A 22,716-nucleotide genomic window follows, 5' to 3' on the forward strand; every position below is an offset into this window, starting at 1 on the left:
GTGGAATGACGATGACCACCTCACTCGCCGACCACCTGCGCTCGCTGCCGGACGAAGCTCTGGCGGCGCTGCTCCAGCTCCGCCCCGACCTGGTCCTACCGGTGCCGACCGACCTCGGCGCGCTCGCCGTACGGGCCCAGTCGCGGGTCTCGGTCGCCCGTGCCCTGGACGGGCTGGACCAGTTCACCCTCCAGATCCTGGACGGCGCCCGGCTGACCCGTGACCCGGCCGACGGGACCACCTCGGTCGACGCGATCCTGGCCGTGGCGGCGGTGCCCACCCAGGGCGCCGACCCGGCCGCCGTACGCGGCGCGCTCAACCGGCTCCGCGCCCTGTTCCTGCTCTTCGGGCCGGAGCACGCGCTCCAGGTGGTGGCCGGGGTGGACGAGGTCAGCTCGCCGTACCCGGCCGGGCTGGGTCGGCCGGCGCTGGACCTGGACCCGTCGGCCGCCGCGCTCTGCGCCGACCCGGCCCGGCTGCGCCGTACGGTGCTCTCCGCTCCCCCGGCGGCGCGGGCGATCCTGGACCGGCTCGCCGCCGGCCCCCCGGTGGGCACGCTCCCGCCGAAGGCGCTGGAGACACCGACCGAGGATCCGACCGCCCCCGGAGCCGGCTCACCCGTGCGCTGGCTGGTGGAGAACGCCCTTCTGGTGCCGATTCCGGACACCGACGCCGGATCCGGCGCGAGCGCGGTCGAACTTCCCCGCGAGATCGGGTTGCTGCTCCGCCGCGACTCCGGGCCGCTCGGGCCGATGCAGCCGCTCCCCCCGGCGCTGGGCAGTGCCGCCCTACGGGAGCCCAAGGCGGTCGACTCGGCCGGCGCCGGACAGGCGATGGAGGTGGTCCGGCAGGCCGAGTCGGTGCTGGAGGCGCTCGCCGCCGAACCACCCCCGGTGCTGCGCTCCGGCGGCCTGGGCGTACGTGACCTGCGGCGGGTGGCCCGCACCGTCGGGCTGGACGAGTCGACCACGGCGCTGCTGCTGGAGGTGGTCTACGCCGCCGGGCTCTGCGGCGAGGCGGACCTGGCCGGTGCCACCACCACCCGGGCCGGTGCCGACCAGCAGGTGCTGCCGACCGCCGGGTACGAAGCCTGGCGGGCCGGCTCGCTGGCTCGGCGCTGGGAACAACTCGCCCTGGCCTGGCTCTCGATGACCCGCCAGCCGGGGCTGGTCGGGCAGCGCGACGACCGGGACCGGCTGATCACCGTGCTCGCCCCGGAGGTCGAACGGGCCGGCACACCGACCGCCCGGCGGGCCCTGCTGGGCGTACTCGCCGGGCTGGACCCGGGGACCGCGCCGGGGGTCGACGAGGTGCTGGCACTGCTCGCGTGGCGGGCGCCCCGGCGCAGCCGGGGGCGGGAGACGGCGCAACGGGAAGTGCTCGGCGAGGCCGCCCGGCTGGGCCTGACCGGGCTGGGCGCGATCACCTCGTACGGCCGGCTGTTGCTGACCGACTCGGCCGCCGCCCTGGACCGGCTGGCCGGCGGCGGGGACGACCCGTTGGGGGTCCGGCCGGGCGCCGACGAGACCACCGGCGAGGCGTCGACGGCGGTCCGGGCACTGGACGAACTTCTGCCCGCCCCGGTCGACCACTTCCTGCTCCAGGCCGACCTGAGCATCGTGGTGCCGGGGCCGCCCGAGCCGACCCTCGCCGCCGAGTTGGAGGTGCTGGCCGATCCCGAGTCCGCCGGCGGGGCGAGTGTCTACCGGGTCACCTCGACCAGCCTGCGCCGGGCCCTCGACGCCGGGTACGCGGCAGACGACCTGCACGCGCTCTTCCAGCGGCGGTCTCGGACCCCGGTGCCGCAGGGACTGACGTACCTGGTCGACGACGTGGCCCGCAAGCACGGTGGGCTGCGGGTCGGCTCGGCCGGCGCGTACCTGCGCAGCGACGACGAGACGTTGCTCTCGGAGGTGGTCGCCGACCGACGGCTGAGCAGCATGTCGCTGCGCCGGCTGGCCCCCACCGTACTGACCAGCCCGTTCCAGGTGGGCCGGCTGCTGATCATGCTGCGGGAGGCCGGGTACGCCCCGGTGCCGGAGGACGCCAGCGGCGCGGTGGTGCTCACCCGGACGAAGGCGCGCCGGGCACCGGCCCGGGTCCCGGTCGCGAGCCGGGGCGCCGACCCGCTCGCCGCCCCCCGGCTGAGCACCCCCCGGGTCCTCGGCATCGTCGAGCAGATGCGCCGTGGGGACGCCGCGGTGCGCGCGGCCCGCCGGGCGCCCGACCCGGTACGCGGCGGGGCCGGCCGCAACGGCGGTGCGGTCACGGCACACGCGCACACGCAGGCACTCGCGGTGCTGCAACAGGCGATCCGGGACAAGGTGCCGGTCTGGGTCGGGTACGTGGACGCGCACGGCGCCACCACCTCCCGCCTGGTCCGGCCGGTCTCGATCGGCGCCGGTTACCTGCGGGCGGAGGACGAACGGACCGAGATGCTGCACACGTTCGCGCTGCACCGGATCACGGCGGCGGTGTTGGACGAGTAACGGGGTACGGGGGCGGGTCAGTGTCGGCTGCGACGTACCGTGCCGACGATCGCGATGAAGAGCAGCAGGGAGAACGCGGCACCCGCCGACTCACCGACGGAGTTGACGAAGCCCTGCCGCTCGACCAGCCACCCGAACAGGAACCACCCGAACAGACCGATCGCGACCAGCGCGTACCCGACCTGCGCGGCGAGCGGGACCCTGGTGTCCCGCTCACGATCCACGGACATCGTCGCCTCCCCACCCGGGCCCGCCCGGCCTCTCCAGACTCGCATCCGGGCGGCGCCGACGACAGGGGGAAACTGGTCGGACGCCGGCGAGCCGTTCGCCCCCGTTGCCTTCCGCCCCCCGGACCGGCCGGTTCACCCCGGCGGTACGGCCCGCTGGCGGATCGAACGCGCAAACACCGGCGCCGACCAGCATGACCACCGCCCGGGTGGGGTGGACCGGTCGATCCCGGCGCCCTCCGCTCGAGCGGTTGTCGCTTGCTAGACGCCGGGGAGGTTGGCCCGGTTGCTCGAGATGAAGACTTTTCTCGCTTCGTTATGCGCCAAGCAGAAATCGTTACCGAGCGTGCAACACTTGAGGGTCTTGTTCCGCGCTGTACGCCCGGGAACAGCCCGGATCGGCGCTGTCGAGAGGAACCTGAACGTGAGCAGTGGCCCATTGATCGTCCAATCAGACAAAACGCTGCTGCTGGAGGTCGATCATCCGGACGCGCTCGCCTGCCGGATGGCGATCGCACCCTTCGCCGAGTTGGAACGTTCCCCCGAACACGTGCACACCTACCGGCTGACGCCGCTGGGGCTCTGGAACGCCCGTGCCGCCGGACACGACGCCGAGGGGGTGGTCGACGCGCTGCTGAAGTTCTCCCGTTACCCGGTGCCGCACGCGCTGCTGGTCGACATCGCCGAGACGATGGACCGCTACGGCCGGCTACAACTGGCCAACCACCCGACGCACGGGCTGGTGCTGCGGGCACTCGACCGGATGGTGCTGATCGAGGTCGCGAAGAGCAAGAAGCTGGCCGGGATGCTCGGCGCCAGGGTCGACGAGGACACCATGGTCGTCCATCCGTCCGAGCGGGGCCGGCTCAAGCAGGGCCTGCTCAAGCTCGGCTGGCCGGCCGAGGACCTGGCCGGATACGTCGACGGGGAGGCGCACCCGATCGAGTTGGCCGAGGCGGGCAAGGACGTGCCGGCGGACAAGCAGCACCCGGCTCGGCACCAGTCGGCCTGGACGCTGCGGTCGTACCAGCGGGAGGCGGTGCAGCACTTCTGGGCCGGCGGGTCGGGCGTGGTGGTGCTCCCCTGCGGGGCGGGCAAGACCCTGGTCGGTGCCGCCGCGATGGCCGAGGCGAAGGCGACCACGCTGATCCTGGTGACCAACACGGTCGCCGGCCGGCAGTGGAAGCGCGAGCTGATCGCGCGCACGTCGTTGACCGAGGAGGAGATCGGCGAGTACTCGGGCGAGCGCAAGGAGATCCGACCGGTCACCATCGCGACGTACCAGGTGCTCACCGCGCGGCGGGGCGGCGCCTTCACCCACCTCGACCTGTTCGGCGCCCGCGACTGGGGCCTGGTCATCTACGACGAGGTGCACCTGCTGCCGGCCCCGATCTTCCGGTTCACCGCCGACCTACAGGCCCGCCGCCGGCTGGGGCTGACCGCGACGCTCGTCCGCGAGGACGGCCGCGAGGGCGACGTCTTCTCACTGATCGGCCCGAAGCGGTACGACGCGCCGTGGAAGGACATCGAGGCGCAGGGCTGGATCGCCCCGGCGGACTGCACCGAGGTACGGGTGACGCTGACCGATGCCGAGCGGATGGCGTACGCGACCGCCGAGCCGGAGGAGCGCTACCGGATGGCGGCCACGGCCCGGACGAAGCTGCCGGTGGTGAAGGCGCTGATCGACCGGCACCGGAACGACCAGGTGTTGGTCATCGGCGGTTACATCGATCAGTTGCACCAGTTGGGGGAGTACCTGGACGCGCCGATCGTGCAGGGCTCGACCACCAACAAGGAGCGCGAACGGCTCTTCGACGCGTTCCGCTCGGGTGAGATTCCGACCCTGGTCATCTCGAAGGTGGGCAACTTCTCCATCGACCTGCCGGAGGCGGGGATCGCGATCCAGGTCTCCGGCACCTTCGGCTCCCGTCAGGAGGAGGCGCAGCGGCTCGGCCGGGTGCTGCGTCCGAAGGCCGACCGCCGGCAGGCGCACTTCTACACCGTCGTCTCCCGGGACACCATCGACACCGAGTACGCCGCACACCGGCAGCGCTTCCTCGCCGAGCAGGGGTACGCCTACACGATCGTCGACGCCGACGACGTACTCGGGCCGCCGCTGCCCAGCATCGACTGAGGCTCGTCAGTCCGACCGCACGCCGCTCGCCGCCCGGGTACGCGCCCGGGTGGCGATCCGGGCGATCTGCGGCTCGTCCCGCTCGACCTCGATCAACGGCCGGACCGACAGCAGCCGGCCGGACGCGGTGACCGCGACCCCGGTCGGCACCCCGGGCAGGAGCCGCACCCGCAGTTCGCCGTAGGGGGTCATCCAGCGGAGCGGGCCGGGCCGCAGCGGGCTGATGTCGTAGCCGCCGAAGTCCCGCCACCGCTCGACCCAGCGCAGGCAGTTCGGGATCGCGCGGATCCACTCGTCCAGGAGCGCCAGGTCGTCCTCGGCCAAGGCGAGGTCGAGCCGGGTCGGCCGGATCGGCACCCCCTGCAACACCGCCGCCAGCTCACCGTCGACCAGGTACGTCAGCTCCGGCGGCGCCCACCGGTGCAGCACGCCCAACTCCCAGATCCGGTCGTCGACGTCGTCCACCTCCACCTCCGTGCCGTCGTCGTCCCGGTAGGCGGTCACGTCTCCCCGGCCGGCAACCGCGTCCATCGCCGCGTCCAGATCGGCGTCGCGCTCCTCGACGTCCAGCCGCAACTGCTTGCCGAGCGCGCCGAAGAGTCGCTCGACCAGGGTTGTCGTCGGTGCCGAGGTGCCGCGCTCGAAGTGCGACACGCACTGCTGCGAGACACCCGCCCGAGCGGCGAACCGGGCCTGGGTGAACCCGGCCGCCTCCCGCTCCGCCCGCAGCAGCCGACCGAGTTGCCGGGCGAGGGATTCGTTCGACACCAGCCGATGGTGACGCTGTGCTCCACCGACCACCACCCCGTCACACCCAACTGTGGATAACCCTGTGGACAACCCGGAGCTGGAGACACATTCCAAGTTTTTTCGTACATGTTTTTCCATGTAGCTACATGGAAAAACATGTAGAAAACTTTCGAGTGTCATTCCCCCCGACGACCAACGGCGGTGGAGCGGCTAGCGGGGCACCTCGGGACCGGGCACGAGCAGGTCGGCCATCAGGTCGCCGTACTCCTGGGTTCTGTCCAGCAGCTCGGCGGCGGTGAACTGGCGCACGGCGCCCGCCTCCCCGGCGCTCGCCGCCTCCACCTCGTCCCAGGTGAGCGGCGTCGACGCGGCCGGCACCGCCCCGGCCCGCAGCGAGTACGGCGCCACCGTCGTCTTCGCCGCGTTGTTCTGGCTCCAGTCGATGAAGATTTTGCCGGGCCGCAGCCGCTTTGCCATCTTCGCGGTGACCAGGGACGGGTCGGCCTGTTCCAACTCCTCGGCGACCCGCCGGGCGTAACCGGAGACCCGGTCGGCCGACTGGGTGCCGGCGACCGGACAGCAGAGCTGCATCCCCTTCTTGCCCGAGGTCTTCGGGTAACTGGCGATGCCGTCCTCGGCGAGCCGATCGCGCATCCGCACCGCCACGGTGCAGCACTCCGGCAGCGCGGCCGGCGCACCCGGGTCGAGGTCGACCACCATCAGGTCGGGGCGGGGCTCACCCCGGCGACGGCCGCCGACCCGCCACTGCGGCGTGTGCAGTTCCAGCGCGGCGAGGTTCGCCAGCCAGACCAGGGTGGGCAGGTCCTCGGCGACCACGTAGTCGAGCTGGTCCCGGTCCTTCGACGAGCCGGGGGCGGGCAGCCGGGCCAGACGTACCCATTCCGGGGTGCTGGCCGGGGCGTTCTTCTCGAAGAAGAACGACTCGTCCACACCGTTGGGATAGCGGATCCTGGTCAACGGCCGGTCGCGCAGGTGCGGCAGCAGCACCGGGGCGATCCGGGTGTAGTAGTCGATCACCTCGCCCTTGGTGAAGCCAACCCCCGGATAGAGCACCTTGTCCAGGTTGGAGACCTCCAGTGTCCGGCCGTCCACCTCGACCCTGATTTTCTCAGCCGGCATCGTCGACATCCTCCGCCGCCTTGTCGGGGCGCAGCCGACGCAGGCGTGGGAACCGCAGCCGCCCGTCCGGGGTGCGCTGGCCGTACTTCACTTCGACCACGATCTCGGGACGTACCCAGATCGTGCCCCGGGCATCCTCACGGGGCACGCCGCCCACGAACGGCGGCTCCGCCGTACGCAGCGGTTCCAGCACGGCGAGCAGTTCACGTTCGGCAGCCGCGCCGATCCCGCCGCCTACCCGTCCCCGGAAGACCAGCCGACCCTCCGGCCCCGGCACGCCGACCAGCAGCCCGCCGAGGCGCCGGGCCCCGGGGCGCCAGCCGCCGACCACGAAGTCGCCGGTCACCTCGATCTTGATCTTGATCCAATCCGGTGACCGCAGACCCGGCCGGTAGACCGAGTCGAGCCGCTTGGCGACCACGCCCTCCAGGCCGTGCTCCTCCGCCGCGTCGTAGGTCGCCGGGCCGTCCTCGAAGACCGGCGGCGCCGCCCACCGGGCCCCGGCCAGACCGAGGCCGTCGAGCGTGCCCCGGCGCTCCCGGTACGGCTGCCCGGTCAGGTCCGCGCCGGCCAGTCGCAGCACGTCGAAGATCAGGTACGTCACCGGCACGGTCGCCGCCAGCCGGGCCGCCCGCCCCGGTTCGCGTACGTGCATCCGCTCGGCGAGCGCGGTGAACGACGGCTGCCCGCGCTCGGTGAGCACGACCACCTCCCCGTCGAGCAGCGCGTCGGAGACCTGGGCGCCGAGCGGCGCCAACTCCGGGTAGGCGGCGGTGATCTCGGCACCGGAACGGGCCCAGAGCCGGACCGAGCCGCCGGTGATCCGGGCCAGCGCGCGTACGCCGTCCCACTTGAACTCGTAGCCCCAACCGGCACCGCTGGGCAGGTCACCGCTGGTGGCTAGCATCGGTCTGAGCGGTGCGCCCGGCACGACATCACTCTAGGTCCGCAGCGAAACACTCGCCCCACCTTCTAGCAGATGCAATCCTGGTCAATACCGGGGAAGGGAGTCGGGGAAGGAGCGGGGGAATGCGGGCTATCTGGCGGGGCGCGGTCTCGTTCGGTCTGGTCTCCATCGGCGTACGGCTCTATTCGGCGACCGAGGAGAAGGACATCCGGTTCCATCAGGTCCACCGGACCGACGGCGGCCGGATCCGGTACAAGCGCACCTGCTCCATCGACGGCGAAGAGGTCAGCTACGACGACATCGCCAAGGGCTACGACCTCGGCGGCGGCGAGATGGTGATCCTGACCGACGAGGACTTCGCCGAACTGCCGCTGACCTCCTCGCGCGCGATCGACGTACTCGAGTTCGTACCGGCCGAGCAGGTGGACCCGATCCTCTACAACAAGGCGTACTTCCTGGAGCCCGACGGCGCCGCGACCAAGCCGTACGTGCTGCTCCGCGACGCGCTGACCGACTCCGACCGGGTGGCCATCGTCAAGGTGGCCCTGCGCCAGCGCGAACAGCTCGCCACCCTGCGGGTCCGCGAGGGCGTGCTGCTGCTCAACACCATGCTCTGGCCGGACGAGGTACGCGTCCCCGACTTCGGCTTCCTCGACGACGACATCACCGTCCGCCCGCCGGAGCTGGCGATGGCCAGTTCGTTGATCGACTCGATGGCCGGCGAGTTCCAGCCGGACACCTTCACCGACGACTACCGGACGGCGTTGCAAGAGGTGATCAACGCCAAGGTCGAGGGGCGCGAGGTGGTGCAGCCGGAGGAGGCCGAGGAGGCCCCGGCGGCCGCCGTCGACCTGATGGCCGCGCTCCGGGCCTCGGTCGACCGGGCCCGGGCCGCGCGCGGTGAGGAGCCCGCCGGCCGGGGCGTCGCGGAGGCCACGCCGATCTCGGCGGCAAAATCCGCCCAGCAGGCGGCGAAGGCGGCGAAGGCGGCCAAGGCCCCGGCCAAGAAAACCGCCCAGAAGAAGGCGACCGGCACAAAATCCGCCACCGCCAAGTCCACCGGGACGAAGTCTGGTGCGGCGAAGTCCACCTCGGCGAAGTCCACCGGCGCCAAGAAGACGACCTCGGCGAAGAAGACCCCCCGCAAATCCGCCTGAGCACGTCGGGCCGCTGGCCGAGTACCGTATGCAGAGCCCTTCGATCGGAACACACCCGGGCGAGGCCGCCCCGCCCCGACCTCTCTTGCAGGAGCCGACACCAATGAGCGATCAGGTCCAGAGCCGCCCCGCCAACGCCCATGGCGACGAGGCGCCGCTGACCAAGTCCGAGAAGCGCGCCCTGGCCAAGGTCGCCAAGGCGAAGGCCGCCGCCGCCAAGCGCCGCAGGCAGGCGCTTTCCGGGGTACTCGCCGGTCTGGCCGTGGTCGCGGTGATCGTCATCGCGTTCATCGCCCTCGACAACAGCGGCGAGGACGACTCGGCCGAGAGCACCGCTGGCAACCCCGGTGCCAGCGCTCCGGCCGACCCGGCGGCACCCCCGGCCGACCCGGCCGCGCCCCCGGCGAACGCGCAGTTCCCGCCGCTGCCCGACGGCGCGGACCCGGCGCTGGCGCAGAAGCCGACGGCCACCAAGGGCACCGGTGAGGTGACCAAGCTGACCCCCACCACCCTGATCGAGGGGACCGGGCCGGCGGCCCAGGCCGGTCAGCAGATCACCGTGAACTACGTCGGTGTCACGTACGCGGACGGCACCGAGTTCGACTCCTCCTGGAGCCGGTCCGAGCCGTTCGCGTTCCAGCTCGGCGGCGGCCAGGTCATCCCCGGTTGGGACCAGGGCCTCGTCGGCGCGAAGGTCGGCAGCCGGATCCAGCTCGACATCCCGGCCGCACTCGCCTACGGCGAGAACCCGGGCAACGGCGCGCCGGGCGGAACCCTCCGCTTCGTGGTCGACGTACTCGGCGTGCAGTAGGCGTCGCGCCGGCAGGCGCAACTCATCCGGAACGGCGAACGTTCGCGACATTCGCGGCGTTCGCCGTTCCGCATCTCCGGCTAGGGAGTGAGCACGACCTTGCCGCGTACCCCGCCGGCCTCGACGATCCGGTGCGCCTCGGCCGCGCGGGCCAGCGGCAACGTGGTGGCCACCCGGGTCCGCAGCCGCCCGCCGGCGACCTCGACGATCAGCTCGCGCAGCAGCGCCTGGTCGAAGCGGATCAGGACGACCTGCTGCCGGATGCCCCGGGCCGGATCGACCGGTGGGGTCGGGCGGGTAGTGATCAGCACGCCCCCGTCGGCGACCGCCTTCGCCGCCGACTCCGCCAGCGGAACCGCGTCCAGCACCGCCGGCACCTGCCCGACGTCGGCCAGGTCGGCGTCCTTCGGTACGACCTGCGCCACCCCGAGGTCGCGCACCCAGTCCTCGTCGTCCCGGCCGGCGACGGCGAGCACCCGGTGCCCGGCCCGTGCCGCCAGTTGGGCGGCGAATCCGCCGACCCCGCCGCTCGCCCCGGTGACCAGCAGGGTGGCGGCCGGCGGCAGCTCCATCAGGTCCAGCGCCTGTCGCGCGGTCAACGCGTTGAGTGGCACGGTCGCGGCCACCGCTGGGCTCAGCCCGTCCGGCAGCGGTACCACCCAGCCGGTGTCGGCGGCGATCAGCTCTGCGTACGCGCCGACCGCGCCCCGGGTGACGTACCACGGCACCATGCCGACCACCCGATCCCCGGGCCGGTAGTCACCGCCGTCGTCACCGACCTCGACCACCTCACCGGCGAAGTCCCAGCCGGGCAGGAACGGCGGCTCGATCGGTCCACCCGGGACGAGCCCGAGCCGGGCCGCCACGTCCGCCGGATGTACGACCGCCGCCAGCACCCTGACCAGCACCTGTCCCGGACCGGGAACCGGATCCGGCCGCTCGACCACCCGCAAAACCTCTGGACCGCCCTGTGCGGTCACCGCCACCGCCTGCATTGATCGGCCTCCTCAAGACTCAGGGGTATCGTCGGCAATCAACGTGGTGATCGCAACAACCGATCAGCCCTCACCGCACGCGATGTGCGGCGCCCGGCACCACCGGAGAAGCCCCCATAGCAGGCATCGGGAAAGAAGCGCCGGGAATCGCGGATGTCGGGACGCGATCGGCACGGCATTCGATACTGCGAACATGATGCCTGTGCACCACCGGACCGCGACGGTCGACGGCTTCGATGTCTTCTACCGCGAGGCCGGGCGACCCGACGCGCCCACCCTGGTACTGCTGCACGGGTTTCCGAGCAGTTCGTACTCGTTCCGAAACCTCATCCCGGCGCTGGCCGACCGTTACCACCTGGTCGCCCCGGATCACCTCGGCTACGGCTACTCCGCCATGCCGGAGATGGACAAATTCCCCTACACCTTCGACGCGCTCACCGATGTCACCGACAAGCTGCTCGACCAGCTCAAGATTCGCAAGTACGCCGTCTACATGCACGACTACGGGGCGCCGATCGCGCTGCGGCTGTTCCTACGGCACCCCGAGCGGATCAGCGCGATCATCACCCAGAGCGGCAACGCGTACATGGAAGGCTTTGTCGACTCGTTCTGGTCTCCGCTGTTCGCGTACGCGAAGGCGCCCGGACCGGATACGGAGCAGGCGGTACGAACGGCACTGACCCCGGACAAGATCCGCTGGCAGTACGAGCACGGCGTGCCGGACGTGAGCCTGATCAGCCCAGACCCCTACGTGCACGACCAGAGTCTGCTGGATCGACCGGGCAACGACGAGATCCAGCTCCAGTTCTTCCGGGACTACAAGACAAATCTCGACGTCTACCCGGCTGCCCAGGACTGTTTCCGGCGTACCCAGGTGCCGCTGCTCGCGGTGTGGGGCGGCAACGACCAGATCTTCGGCCCGGACGGCGCCCGCGCCTTCCAGCGCGATCTGCCGGACGCCGAGATCCACCTGCTCGACGCCGGCCACTTCGCGCTGGAGAGTGCCCTCGACCCGATCGCCGGTTACATCCGGGGCTTCCTCGGCCGCACCCTCGTCTGACACCGGTCCCGCACCGGAACGGAACCGCCGCACATGGCCCTCGACCCGGCCCGGCCGAGGGTTCACCAGGTGCGCTCCCGCTAGTTGACCAGGAGACTTCCGCAGCCGGCGCACGCGGCGACCAGGGCCGCGACCGTACCGATGATCGTCGCTGCCAGCATCAGCCACCGTTCTCCGCGCGGCGGCAGGGAGTTGGGGTGCTCGCTCATTGCCGGGAAAAGCTCCTCTCGAAGTCGGGCAGGCAAAGACCCCCGCCGACCAGCAAACAGGGGGCCGCTGGTCCGGCGAGGGTCTTACCTCCATGGGCGTACCGGATGGTCACCCTCGTGAGAAACGAACGTGAATGCCGTGGGTGACGGACCGGCCGGCAAATCCGGAACAGCTACGAAGAACCTCGTCAGCGGGAAAAATGGGGTGATCCGCGCCAGCCAGGGGGACCACCATGAAGGCAGCCGTCTACACCCGCACCGGCGATCCGGGAGTGCTGGAGCTGGTCGACCAGCCGGTCCCGGAACCGGAGGCCGGCGAGGTGTTGGTCCGGATGGCACTGGCCGGAGTCAACCCCACCGACGTCAAGTCACGCTCGGGCGACGGCAGTCCGCCCCCGTACGGCTGGCAGATCCCGGGCGAGGACGGCGCGGGCGTGATCGAGGCGACCGGACAGGGGGTCGACTCGACCCTGGTCGGCGAGCGGGTGTGGATCTGGGAGGCCGCCGCCGGCCGGGCCTGGGGTACGGCAGCCGAGTACGTGCTCGTACCGTCCAGCCACATCGTGCTGCTCGGATCGGCGCCGTTCGAGGTCGGGGCGGTCCTCGGCATCCCGTTCCTGACCGCCCACCGCTGCCTCACCGTCGGCGAACTCATGCCACGCCACATCGACCTCGGCAGCCTGACCGACCACGTGGTGCTGGTCCAGGGCGGCGCGGGCGCGGTCGGCAACGCCGCCATCCAGCTCGCCCGCTGGGCCGACGCCACCGTCATCGCCACCGTGAGCACCCCGGAAAAGGCGCAGCTCGCGGCGGCGGCGGGCGCGTCCCACGTGATCAACTACCGGCAGCAGGACGTGGTCGCGGAGGTGCGGAAGATCGCCCCGCACGGGATCGACACCGTCGTCGAGGTGGCCGGTGACCAGAACGCCGGCATCGACATCGAGGTGCTCGGGCCCGCCGGGGTGGTCTCGGTCTACTCGTTCCACGGCGGCAGTGACCTGCGACTGCCGGCGGCCATGCAGCTCGTGCCGCCGAACGCCCGCTGGCAGTTCGTCAGCGTCTACCAGGTGCCGGCGGCGGCGAAGGCGCAGGCGGTGCGGGACGTGGCGACGGCGGCCACCCAGGGCGGCATCCGGGTCGGCGCGGACGCCGGCCTGCCCCTGCACTTCTACCCGCTGGCCGAGGCCGCCGACGCCCACGCGGCGGTGGAGAACTCGGCGATCGGCAAGGTGCTGATCAGCGCCTCCGAGGAGCTGCCCGTGTAGCGGCCGGGCTACCGGCCGGGCCGCTCATCGGTCAGGCGTCGGCCGACGTCGCTCGGGGCCGGGCGTCGGTCAGCCGCTGCGGCGGTTGCCCCACTGGCGCGGACCCTGCACCGAACCCCGGCCACCGAAGCTCTTGCTCTTGGACTGTGGCTGCTGCCGGGTGGTGCTCTTGCCCTGGGCCCGACGGGCGGCCCGGTTAAGGAAGCCGGGTTCGGCCTCCTCGGCCGGCTGGTCGGCCTCGGCCGGGTCGGCACCCTCGGTCAACTCGGCCTCGACCGTCTCGTCGGCGTTCTCGCGTCCGGCCTGATCCGGCATGACTCTCCCCCTGCAACTCGTGGGTACGGGTCACTCGACAACGCCGGACCCCGCACTGGGAAACGATTGAAGCTTACGGCCATCCGATGCCGGGAGACGCGGCGGACCCGCACGTGCGGCCCCGGGCGATGCGACCCGAACCTCGTACCGGACCGAGAACATATGGTAGATCGTCGATTAATTTCGCCTTTGCCCCCTACCGCACGCGGGCATCGACTGCCGAGGATGGACCACGCCCGCACACCCCAGCGGGACAACCGGCACTGGAGGCCCCACGATGACCATCACTGCCCCTCTCCCCTCGGCCGTACGGTCGCGACCGCAGCGGCTGCTCGCCAGCCTGGCCCTGCTCACCGCGATGATCGCCGCGATGCTGGTCGGACCGGCCGTGGTCGCGCCGTCGCACACCAACTCGGCCTCGGCCGCCGTCTACAGCTCGTGCACCATCGCCCGGTGCGCGGACGCCCGTACCGCCCGCAGCGGCTGGGCGAGCCGGAACTTCCCCACCACCCGTGGCTGGGTCTCCTGGAGCGGTGGCCTCTCCAACTACGCGGGTGGGCGGCACATGAACTACGAGGGCCAGTTGCCGGCGAACGCCACCTACTACGAGTACGACGTCTACCCCCGCACCCAGGGCGCCGCCCGGGACGCGTACCGGATCGTGGTGAACAAGGCGACCGGCGCAACCTGGTTCACGCCGAACCACTACGCCGACTTCTACCGGCTCTGACCTGGGCGTACCGTCGGGCCGGGCGGAAGTCGTCCGGCCCGACGGGCCCCGCTCGATCCAAGGGACAGTGATGTCAGAGGGTGAACTCCCGTCGTGGCTGACGGTGTCGACCGGCTCGCCACCGCCGACTCGCTCGGCACCGTCCACCGGCTCGCCACCGCCGACCGACGCTGCACCGCCGACCGACGCGCTGGTGGTCGACGGGACCGGGAGCCGTACCCGGGCCGGGTTGTTCGCCGGCTGGGCGGTGGCACTGTCGTTTCCCGACTACTTCGGCCACAACTGGGACGCGCTCTTCGACTGCCTGCGCGACCTCACCGACACCGGGCCGCTGACGCTGGTGGTGACCGACGCCGCCGACCTGCTCGCCGACGAACCGCCCGCGCAGCTCGGCATCCTGCTGGCCGTACTCGGGACGGTGGCGCGGGAGCCGGGGCGGCGGTTGCGGGTGGTCCTGCGTACGGACGCGGAGAGCGCGACCGGGCTGCGTCGCCGGCTCGCCGCCGCCACGGGCTGAGCCGGGAACCGGCCGTCCCGGGCGGGCCGGGAAGCTACGGCAGGTCCATCGTCTGGGCGACGAAGATCTCGGCCAGCGCCGCGTCCAGGTAGTCGGCGAGCGGACGACCGGTGACCGCGAGCAGGTCGGCGACAAGCAGCGGCGCGTGCCGGGCCATCGCCGCCGCGTCGACCGGCGGCGCCTCCTCCTCCGAGGGGTGTACGCCGAGCGCGGCGGTCAGGAGCAGCACCAGCACGGTCGGGTCGAGCTCCGGCAGCCAGCCGAGCGCGCCGCCGACACACCGCTTCAGCACCACCTGAAGGTCGTCGCTGTCCAGCCCGTCGGGATGCACCTCCTCCAGCAACATCCTGACCACCACGCCGAGCACCAGGCCGACCTGCTCGGGGTTACGGGTCGACAGCTCCGTGGCGGCCCGCTCGTACCCCTGCGCATCCCGGGCACCAGCGGCCGCGACCGCCTCCCCCGCAGCCGTCCTGACCCGCCGAACCACCCCACCCGCGTCCATGGGGGTCCATTCAAGCAGGGGACCGGGTCAGGTGAGGTACTGGACGGCCAGGGTGCCGGCGGCGTGGGTCGAGCGGATCCGTTTTTTGTCGAACTTGCCGACGCTGGTCTTCGGCACCTCGGGGACGAAGGTCCAGCGCTCGGGCAACTGCCAGCTCGCCACGTGTCCGGCCAGGAAGTCGCGCAGCTCGGTCGCGGTCGCGGCGGCGCCCTCGTGCAGCACCACGGCGGCGAGCGGACGCTCGTCCCAGCGCTCGTCCGGCACCCCCACCACGCACGCCTCGCGTACCGCCGGGTGGGCCATCAGGTGGTTCTCCAACTCGACCGAGGAGATCCACTCCCCGCCGGACTTGATCACGTCCTTGGCCCGGTCGGTGAGGACCAGGTAGCCGTCCGGGGAGAGGGTCCCGACGTCACCCGTACGCAGCCACCCGTCCCGGAACTTCTCCGGGTCGGGTTCGTCCTCGCCGACGTACCCGGCGGTGACCCAGGGGCCACGGACCTCCAGCTCGCCGACCGCCGTGCCGTCGGCGGGCATCGGCTCGCCGGTCGGGCCGACGATCCGGGCCCGTACCGCCGCCGGGAGCCGCCCCTGGGTGTAGCGGTATCGCCAGAGTTCGTCGCCGGAGACGCCGGCCGGAGGACGGGCCACCGAGCCGAGCGGCGACATCTCGGTCATGCCCCAGGCGTGGATCACGTCGATCCGGTGCCGCTGCGCGAACGCGTGCATCAGCGCGGGCGGGCAGGCCGACCCGCCGACGATCACCTCGGTCAGCGAGGAGGTGTCCACCGGGTTGGCGTCCAGGTGTCCGAGCAGGTCGTTCCAGATGGTCGGCACCGCGCCGGCCAGGGTGGGCCGTTCGGCGGCGATGATCTCGGCGATCGGGCCGCCCTGGAGGAACCGGTCCGGCATGATCAGCGAGGCGCCGGACATCAGCGCGGCGTACGGGATGCCCCAGGACATGGCGTGGAACATCGGCACGATGGCCAGTTCACGGGTGGTCGGGCCGAGGCCGAAGCCCTCCGCCATGCAGATCTGCATCGAGTGCAGCCAGATCGACCGGTGCGAGTAGGCGACGCCCTTGGGGTGGCCGGTGGTGCCGGAGGTGTAGCAGAGGGCGGCGGCGTCGCGCTCGTCCAGCTCCGGCCAGTCGTACCGCTGCGGCTTGTCCCGCAGCAGGTCGGCCCAGTGGTGTACGCCGACCGTCCGCCCGCCGGCGGCAGCCGCCTCGACCAGCGGCGTGGGATCACCGCCCCCGACCACCACCAGGTGCTCGACGGTGGTCAGCTCGGGCAGCACCCGGGCCAGCAGCGGGATCAGGGTGGAGTCGACCAGGATCACCCGGTCCCCCGCATGGTTGGCGATGTAGGCGACCTGGTCGGGAAAGAGCCGCAGGTTGAGGGTGTGCAGCACCGCCCCCATGCTCGGTACGGCGAGGTAGGCGACCAGGTGCTCGTTGTTGTTCCACATGAACGTGGCGACCCGCTGGTCCCCGGTCACCCCGAGGTCGTCGCGGAGTGCGTACGCGAGTTGTGCGGCGGCGGCACCGACCTCGGCGTACGTCATCCGCCGGCTCGGTCCGCCGGGCGCGTCGGCACCGGTCCAGGTCACCACCTCGGAGCCGCCGTGCACCGTGCTGCCGTGTTCGAGAATCCGCGAGACCTGGAGGGGAGTGTCCATCATGGTGCTTCGCATGTGACACAAACTAGTGTCCCAGTTCACATTTTGGAAACCCTCGCGCGTTCCCGTTCCGATCATCCGCTAAGCCGACGGCTCCGGTCGTCCGTCCCGCCGGCCGCGCACCCGGCGTAGCCGGCACGACGGCGGCGTCCGCTGTCCTAGAGTGATCGGATGAGCAGCATTTCGTGGGCCGAGTCCTACCTCGGTCAACTCCGGACCCTGGCCGGCGACCGGACCCTGATGTTCGTCGGCGCCCGGGGCGTGGTTCGGGACGCGGCGGGTCAGGTCCTGCTGATCGAGCGTTCGGACAACGGCGACTGGGCGATGCCGGCCGGCGCCATGGAGCTGGGCGAGTCGATCAGCGACTGCGTGGCGCGCGAGGTGTGGGAGGAGACCGGGCTGCGCGCCGAGGCGGTCACCCCGTTTGCCTTCTACACCGGGCCGGACCGCACCTTCACCAACATGTACGGCGACACGTACCAGCTCTTCGTGGTCGCGTTCCGGGTCGACACCTGGTCCGGCGAGTTGCTGACCAGCACCGACGAGACCACCAACGCGGGCTTCTTCCCGCCCCGCAGCCTGCCGGCCCCGATCTCCCCGACCGTGCTGGAGACCCTGGACGACCTGGCCGTGTTCGAACGGACCGGCCAACTGGTCCTGAAGTAGCCGGACGGTCAGAGGTACGTCTGGGTCCGGGACTCCATGTCGATCGCGGCCTCGTCGTGGGTCTCCTCCTCCAGCGACTTGCCGGACCGGTTCTCCGGCGCCGGCCCGCGCAGTTCCTCGTTCGGCACCAGCAGACTGAGCACCAGACCGACCACCGCGATCAGCCCGGCGACCAGGAAGACCAGGTGCAGCGCGCTGACGAAGCTCTCCTGCACCGCCGCCCGGAGCGGATCCGGCAACGCCATGATCTTCGCCGGCTCGTTGATCGAGAAGGTGCTCGGGTCGATCGGTGCCCGCTGCTCCGGCGGCAACTCGGAGAGCGCGGCCGGCAACCGGTCGGTGAGCCCGCCGGTCAGCCGGGTGGAGAGCAGGGTGCCCAGGATCGCCACCCCGAACGATCCGCCCAGCGACCGGAAGAACGTGATCGCCGAGGTGCCCGCACCGAGGTCGCGTACGTCCACCGAGTTCTGCACGCCGAGAATCAGCGCCTGCATGCTGAGCCCGAGCCCGATGCCGATGATCACCATGTAGAGGAAGGCCAGCCAGAGCGTGGTGGTGACCTGCAACTGGGTGAACAGCAGCAGGCCGAGCACCAGCATCAGCGCCCCCGCCACCGGGAACCACTTGTACCGCCCGATCTGGCTGATCGCCCGCCCGGCGAGGACCGAGGTGACGATGATCCCGGCCATCATCGGCAGCATCAGCAGACCGCTGTTGGTCGGCGACGCGCCCTTGACCAGTTGCAGGTAGAGCGGGATGAAGATGATCGACCCGAACATCACCAGACCGAGGATGAAGCCGGCGCTGTTGAGCAACGCGAACGTACGCCGCCGGAACAGTCCGATCGGCAGGATCGGCTCGTCGACCCGGGCCTCCTGCACGATGAACAGGGCGGTGAGCACCGCGCCGGCCGCGAAGAGCCCGAGGATGAGCGGCGACGCCCAGGCGTACTCGTTGCCGCCCCAGCTCAGCGCGAGCAGGATCGCGCTCACCCCGGCCACCAGCAGCAGCGCGCCGAGCCAGTCGATGGCGTGCCGGCGCCGGGCGAACGGGATCAGCCGCATGACGTAGTAGCAGACCACGATCGCGACGATCGCCAACGGCACGTTGATGTAGAAGATCCAGCGCCAGTTGTGCTCGGCGAAGTAGCCGCCGAGCAGCGGGCCGGCGACCGAGGCGATGCCGAAGACCGCACCGAAGAGCCCCTGGTAACGACCGCGTTCGCGGGGCGACACCACGTCCGAGATGATGGTGAAGGCCAGCGTGAGCAGACCGCCGGCGCCCAGCCCCTGGATCGCCCGGGTGATGATCAACTGGGTCATGTCCTGGGAGATCCCGGCCAGCACCGAGCCGAGCAGGAAGGTCCCGATCGAGAAGAGGAAGACCGGCCGGCGGCCGAACAGGTCGGCGGTCTTGCCGTAGAGCGGGGTCGAGGCGGTCGACGCCAGCAGGTACGCGGTGACCACCCACGAGTAGTGGTTGATCCCGCCCAGCTCGCCGACGATGGTCGGCAGGGCCGTACCCACGATCGTCTGGTCCAGCGCGGCCAGCAGCATGCCCAGCATCAGGCCGGTCATCAGCAGCCGGATCTGCCGGGGATTCAGCGCCGGCCGGGCGCTCGGGGCGGTCGTCATCCTGCTTTCTCCCCCCACCAGCCCGGAACATGCTTCTTCCGGCAGGGGCAAACCCACTCGGCCCAGCGAAACAAAACTCGACCCTCCGGGACAAAACACGACCCGGCTGGCAAAACCCGGTCGACGCCGCCCAAGCGATCCGGCACCATCCGCGGGTGACCACCAGCCTGTTCCGGCGCCTGGCGTTGGACCTCACGCCACTGCGTACCTCCCGGGACTTCCGGCTGGTCTTCTCCGCCGCCGGGGTCTCCGGTTTCGGTTCCTTCATCACCTACGTGACCGTGCCGTACCAGGTGTACGAGATGACAAAGGATCCGCTGCTGGTCGGCCTGCTCGGGGTGGTCGAACTCGTACCCCTGTTGGTGATGGGCTTTGTCGGCGGTGCCCTCGCCGACTACCTGGACCGGCGCCGACTGGTGCTCGGCGGCGAGGTCGGGCTCACCCTGCTCTGCGGCGTGCTGCTGCTCAACGCGCTCTCCGACCAGCCCCACCTATGGCTGCTCTACCTGGTCGCCGGGCTGACTGCGGCGGTGGACGGGTTGCAGCGCCCGGCGATGGAAGGGCTCACGCCGAGACTGGTCACCCCGGCCGAGATCCCGGCGGCGAGCGCGCTCAACTCGCTCCGGATGCAGGTCGCCCAGCTCGCCGGTCCCGCCCTGGCCGGGGTGCTGATCGCCTCGGTCGATCTGGTCTGGGTGTACGCGATCGACCTGGCCACCTTCGCCGTCTCGCTCGCCTGCCTGGCCTGGGTCCGGGCGGTCCCGCCACCGCCGGCCGCCGACCGCCCGTCGGTACGTTCGGTGCTGACCGGCCTGCGGTACGCGCGCAGCCGCCCCGAACTGCTCGGCACCTACCTGGTCGACATCAACGCGATGTTCTTCGGCATGCCGCAGGCGCTCTACCCGTTCATGGCCGGCAAACTCGGCGGACCGGCCGTACTCGGGCTGCTCTACGCCGCCCCGGCGGTCGGCTCGCTGCTCGCCACGCTCGGCTCGGGCTGGACCCGGCAGGTGCACCGGCACGGCCTGATGGTGGTGCTCGCGGCCGGTGCCTGGGGGTTGGCGATCCTGGCCTTCGGGCTGGTCGACTCGCTCTGGCTGGCACTGCTGCTGCTCGCCCTGGCCGGTGCCGCCGACATGGTCTCCGGACTGTTCCGCATGATCATCTGGAACCAGACCATCCCCGACCACCTGCGCGGCCGGCTGGCCGGGATCGAGATGCTCTCCTACTCGACCGGCCCGCTGCTGGGGCAGTTGCGCTCCGGGCTGGCCGCCCGCTGGCTCGGCGTGAACGGCTCGATCGTCTCCGGCGGACTGCTCTGTGTCGTCGGCACGGTCGTCCTGGCCGCCGCGCTGCCCAGCTTCCTCCGCTACGACGGGCGCGAGGGGTTGGCCCGCAAGGAGGCCGAGGACGCCGCCTGGGCCGCCGCCTCCCCTGCCACCCCCGCCGCCAGCCGGGGATGACCGGACACCCCGGGTGAGCGGTGCCGAGTGACGCGTTAGGGCACGAACGGCACCAGACCTCCCCCGGTGCGCGTACCGCTCCGGTTTGGCGCCGGGCACAGTGGGGACCCGCCGGTATGGCGATCGGAGCGGAAGAGGAACGGCGACTCGCCGACGTGGTGGAGAGCTGGCTCGGACGCGGCGTACTGGTGGTCGGCGACGCGATGCTCGACGAGTGGCGGTTCGCCGACTCCGACCGGCTCTGCCGCGAGGCGCCGGCTCCCGTACTCACCCTGCGGCGCCGGATCACCGCCGCCGGTGGCGCCGCGAACACCGCCGTCAACCTGAGCGCGCTCGGCGGCCGGGCCGCGCTGGTGGCACCGGTCGGCGCGGACGTGGCCGGCGACGAGTTGCACGACTGCCTGGACCGGGCCGGGGTCTGGGACCGTACGGTCTCGCAGACCGGCCGGAGCACGCCGGTGAAACGTCGCCTGCTCGCCGCCGACCAGATCCTGGTACGCGAGGACGAGGGCGACCGCGACGACCGACTCTGCGCCGACGGGGTGCAGCGCCTGCTCGCCGCGCTGGCCAGCGCCACCGAGGAACTGCACGAGGTGACCGGGCACCCGCCGACGCTGGTCATCTGCGACTACGGGCTGGGCGCGCTGCCCGAGCCGATCCGGGGCTGGCTGGTGGAACATCGCGACCTGTTCGGCACGGTCGCGTTGGACGCGCACGACCTGGCCTACTGGCGTGGACTCGCCCCGACCGTGGTGACACCGAGCTTTGCCGAGGCGACCCGACTGCTGAACGCGCCCGCGCCGGAGGCCGAGCAGACCGGCCCCCAGGTGCCGGACGTGCCGACGTCCGACGTGCCGACGTCCGACGTGTCGACGTCCGACGTGTCGACGTCCGACGTGTCGACGTCCGACGTGTCGACGTCCGACGTGTCGACGTCCGACGTGTCGACGTCCGACGTGTCGACACTGGACACACCTACGGTGATGACCACGGCCGTGGTGCCGCCACTGCCGGAACGCCGGACGGGCTTCACCGAGGAAGGTAGCCGTGACCACACCGACCGGGCGGGAGTGGCCCGCGCCCGGCTCGCCGAGATCCGGGAACGTACCGGCGCGGACGTGGTGGCGGTGACCCTGGACACCGACGGGGCGATCGTCGGCGGGGCCGATGGGGAACACCGCCGCAGCCACACCACCCCGGTTCCGGCCAGCCACGCGGTCGGTGCCGGAGACGCGTACCTGGCCGCGATGACCCTGGCCCTGGCCGCCGGGGCGCCGCTGCCGACCGCCGCCCAACTGGCCCAACTCGCCGCGACGACAACCGTGGCGGGGACGGGCACCTGTGTCTGCGTACGCGAGGACCTGCTCTCCGCCCTCGGCTCAACCGACGACGCGGCGCACCCGCCGTCGGTGGTCGACCACGGCGGACTCGACGCGCTGATCGCCCGGCACCGGCGCGAGGGGCGGTCGGTGGTCTTCACCAACGGCTGTTTCGACGTGCTGCACCGGGGCCACGTCCGTTACCTCGACCAGGCCCGGACGCTCGGCGACGTGCTGGTGGTGGCGGTGAACTCGGACCACAGCGTACGGCGGCTCAAGGGCGCCGACCGGCCGGTCAACCCGGTCGAGGACCGGGTCGCCGTGCTCGCCGCGCTCGCCTGCGTGGACCACGTGGTGGTCTTCGAGGAGGACTCGCCGGCCGCCCTGATCGAGACCGTCCGTCCCGACGTGTACGTCAAGGGCGGCGACTACCCACCCGAGATGGTCCCGGAGGCCCCCCTGGTACGCCGTCTCGGCGGCCAGGTCCGCACCCTCGGCTACGTCCCGGACCGCTCCACCTCGGCCATCATCGACCGAATCCGCGCCCAGTCGACCACCCCCCAGCCCACCGACCCGGCAGCACGGGTCGCCGATCCGGCAGCACGGGTTACCGACCCGGCAGCACGGGTTACCGACCCGGCAGCACGGGCTACCGACCCGGCGGGGACGGAAAGCGGGAGCCAGGGACCATTTCTCACCGGCAGTCCGTCATGAACCGGCCGTCGTCGTGAACCGGCCGTCGT

General features: G+C 71.6%; 21 protein-coding genes. 11 read left to right on the forward strand and 10 right to left on the reverse strand.

Annotation, left to right across the window (positions count from 1 at the left end):
- Positions 1 to 11 precede the first annotated feature (11 nt).
- Entirely contained in the window at positions 12 to 2,489 is a 2,478-nt protein-coding gene (locus ACI2K4_RS13985; RefSeq protein ID WP_404511128.1) for a helicase-associated domain-containing protein, read from the forward strand.
- A gap of 17 nt (positions 2,490 to 2,506) precedes the next feature.
- On the opposite strand, the gene ACI2K4_RS13990 is transcribed toward ACI2K4_RS13985, so the two are convergent.
- Positions 2,507 to 2,719 (reverse strand): hypothetical protein, encoded by a 213-nt coding sequence (locus ACI2K4_RS13990; protein ID WP_404511130.1) that lies wholly within the window; start codon positions 2,717 to 2,719, stop codon positions 2,507 to 2,509.
- A 421-nt stretch (positions 2,720 to 3,140) separates the two neighbouring features.
- On the opposite strand from ACI2K4_RS13990, the gene ACI2K4_RS13995 reads away from it, so the two are divergent.
- Positions 3,141 to 4,850, forward strand: a complete 1,710-nt coding sequence (locus tag ACI2K4_RS13995; protein ID WP_404511132.1) for a DNA repair helicase XPB — start codon at positions 3,141 to 3,143, stop codon at positions 4,848 to 4,850.
- Positions 4,851 to 4,856: 6 nt separating this feature from the next.
- Here the strand turns inward: ACI2K4_RS13995 and ACI2K4_RS14000 are convergent, their stop codons facing one another.
- The 3 genes from ACI2K4_RS14000 to ligD (ACI2K4_RS14010) all read right to left on the reverse strand — a co-directional run bounded on the left by ACI2K4_RS14000 (position 4,857) and on the right by ligD (ACI2K4_RS14010) (position 7,671).
- Positions 4,857 to 5,618 carry a helix-turn-helix domain-containing protein gene (locus ACI2K4_RS14000; protein WP_404511134.1) on the reverse strand — a complete coding sequence of 254 codons (762 nt, stop codon included), beginning with the start codon at positions 5,616 to 5,618 and terminating at the stop codon, positions 4,857 to 4,859.
- Positions 5,619 to 5,810: 192 nt separating this feature from the next.
- The gene (ligD, locus tag ACI2K4_RS14005) at positions 5,811 to 6,740 is read right to left on the reverse strand and encodes a non-homologous end-joining DNA ligase (RefSeq protein ID WP_404511136.1); all 930 of its coding nucleotides are present in this window, start codon (positions 6,738 to 6,740) and stop codon (positions 5,811 to 5,813) included.
- Positions 6,730 to 7,671: a non-homologous end-joining DNA ligase gene (gene ligD / locus ACI2K4_RS14010; protein ID WP_404511138.1), complete on the reverse strand. Its 942-nt coding sequence runs from the start codon at positions 7,669 to 7,671 to the stop codon at positions 6,730 to 6,732. The genes ligD (ACI2K4_RS14005) and ligD (ACI2K4_RS14010) overlap by 11 nt, the downstream gene beginning before the upstream one ends.
- Positions 7,672 to 7,769: 98 nt before the next feature.
- On the opposite strand from ligD (ACI2K4_RS14010), the gene ACI2K4_RS14015 reads away from it, so the two are divergent.
- Positions 7,770 to 8,804, forward strand: a complete 1,035-nt coding sequence (locus ACI2K4_RS14015) for a Ku protein (protein WP_404511140.1) — start codon at positions 7,770 to 7,772, stop codon at positions 8,802 to 8,804.
- A 103-nt stretch (positions 8,805 to 8,907) separates the two neighbouring features.
- Positions 8,908 to 9,615, forward strand: a complete 708-nt coding sequence (locus tag ACI2K4_RS14020) for an FKBP-type peptidyl-prolyl cis-trans isomerase (protein ID WP_404511142.1) — start codon at positions 8,908 to 8,910, stop codon at positions 9,613 to 9,615.
- Between the two features lie 80 nt (positions 9,616 to 9,695).
- Here ACI2K4_RS14020 and ACI2K4_RS14025 read toward each other — a convergent pair whose 3' ends face one another.
- On the reverse strand, positions 9,696 to 10,610 hold the full coding sequence (locus ACI2K4_RS14025) for a zinc-binding alcohol dehydrogenase family protein (protein ID WP_404511144.1): 915 nt from the start codon (positions 10,608 to 10,610) through the stop codon (positions 9,696 to 9,698).
- Between the two features lie 193 nt (positions 10,611 to 10,803).
- Here ACI2K4_RS14025 and ACI2K4_RS14030 point away from each other — a divergent pair, with 193 nt between their 5' ends.
- Positions 10,804 to 11,670, forward strand: coding sequence for an alpha/beta fold hydrolase (locus tag ACI2K4_RS14030; protein WP_404511146.1), 867 nt, complete (start codon positions 10,804 to 10,806; stop codon positions 11,668 to 11,670).
- Between the two features lie 80 nt (positions 11,671 to 11,750).
- On the opposite strand, the gene ACI2K4_RS14035 is transcribed toward ACI2K4_RS14030, so the two are convergent.
- A complete protein-coding gene (locus ACI2K4_RS14035; protein WP_404511148.1) occupies positions 11,751 to 11,879 on the reverse strand; it encodes a hypothetical protein in 129 nt (42 codons plus the stop codon).
- Positions 11,880 to 12,112: 233 nt separating this feature from the next.
- Here ACI2K4_RS14035 and ACI2K4_RS14040 point away from each other — a divergent pair, with 233 nt between their 5' ends.
- Complete coding sequence (locus ACI2K4_RS14040; protein ID WP_404511150.1) at positions 12,113 to 13,144, forward strand: NADPH:quinone reductase; 1,032 nt, start codon at positions 12,113 to 12,115, stop codon at positions 13,142 to 13,144.
- A gap of 69 nt (positions 13,145 to 13,213) precedes the next feature.
- Here ACI2K4_RS14040 and ACI2K4_RS14045 read toward each other — a convergent pair whose 3' ends face one another.
- Positions 13,214 to 13,459: a hypothetical protein gene (locus ACI2K4_RS14045; RefSeq protein WP_404511152.1), complete on the reverse strand. Its 246-nt coding sequence runs from the start codon at positions 13,457 to 13,459 to the stop codon at positions 13,214 to 13,216.
- Between the two features lie 277 nt (positions 13,460 to 13,736).
- Between ACI2K4_RS14045 and ACI2K4_RS14050 the strand changes: the two genes are divergently transcribed.
- Positions 13,737 to 14,189 carry a ribonuclease domain-containing protein gene (locus tag ACI2K4_RS14050; protein ID WP_404511154.1) on the forward strand — a complete coding sequence of 151 codons (453 nt, stop codon included), beginning with the start codon at positions 13,737 to 13,739 and terminating at the stop codon, positions 14,187 to 14,189.
- 70 nt (positions 14,190 to 14,259) lie between these two features.
- Positions 14,260 to 14,706, forward strand: coding sequence for a barstar family protein (locus ACI2K4_RS14055; RefSeq protein ID WP_404511156.1), 447 nt, complete (start codon positions 14,260 to 14,262; stop codon positions 14,704 to 14,706).
- 34 nt (positions 14,707 to 14,740) lie between these two features.
- On the opposite strand, the gene ACI2K4_RS14060 is transcribed toward ACI2K4_RS14055, so the two are convergent.
- Both ACI2K4_RS14060 and ACI2K4_RS14065 read right to left on the reverse strand, forming a co-directional pair.
- Positions 14,741 to 15,211 (reverse strand): hypothetical protein, encoded by a 471-nt coding sequence (locus ACI2K4_RS14060; RefSeq protein WP_404511158.1) that lies wholly within the window; start codon positions 15,209 to 15,211, stop codon positions 14,741 to 14,743.
- Positions 15,212 to 15,238: 27 nt separating this feature from the next.
- Complete coding sequence (locus ACI2K4_RS14065) at positions 15,239 to 16,891, reverse strand: fatty acid--CoA ligase (protein ID WP_404511822.1); 1,653 nt, start codon at positions 16,889 to 16,891, stop codon at positions 15,239 to 15,241.
- 171 nt (positions 16,892 to 17,062) lie between these two features.
- Here ACI2K4_RS14065 and ACI2K4_RS14070 point away from each other — a divergent pair, with 171 nt between their 5' ends.
- On the forward strand, positions 17,063 to 17,557 hold the full coding sequence (locus tag ACI2K4_RS14070) for an NUDIX domain-containing protein (protein WP_404511160.1): 495 nt from the start codon (positions 17,063 to 17,065) through the stop codon (positions 17,555 to 17,557).
- Between the two features lie 8 nt (positions 17,558 to 17,565).
- Here the strand turns inward: ACI2K4_RS14070 and ACI2K4_RS14075 are convergent, their stop codons facing one another.
- On the reverse strand, positions 17,566 to 19,191 hold the full coding sequence (locus tag ACI2K4_RS14075; protein WP_404511162.1) for an MDR family MFS transporter: 1,626 nt from the start codon (positions 19,189 to 19,191) through the stop codon (positions 17,566 to 17,568).
- A 155-nt stretch (positions 19,192 to 19,346) separates the two neighbouring features.
- On the opposite strand from ACI2K4_RS14075, the gene ACI2K4_RS14080 reads away from it, so the two are divergent.
- Together ACI2K4_RS14080 and rfaE2 are read left to right on the forward strand one after the other, a co-directional pair.
- Entirely contained in the window at positions 19,347 to 20,654 is a 1,308-nt protein-coding gene (locus ACI2K4_RS14080) for an MFS transporter (protein ID WP_404511164.1), read from the forward strand.
- A 116-nt stretch (positions 20,655 to 20,770) separates the two neighbouring features.
- Positions 20,771 to 22,687: a D-glycero-beta-D-manno-heptose 1-phosphate adenylyltransferase gene (gene rfaE2 / locus ACI2K4_RS14085; protein WP_404511166.1), complete on the forward strand. Its 1,917-nt coding sequence runs from the start codon at positions 20,771 to 20,773 to the stop codon at positions 22,685 to 22,687.
- Positions 22,688 to 22,716 lie beyond the last annotated feature (29 nt).

Origin of the sequence: Micromonospora sp. NPDC050397 (assembly GCF_044901685.1) — a bacterium.
In the GTDB taxonomy this organism is placed as follows: Bacteria; Actinomycetota; Actinomycetes; order Mycobacteriales; family Micromonosporaceae; genus Micromonospora_G.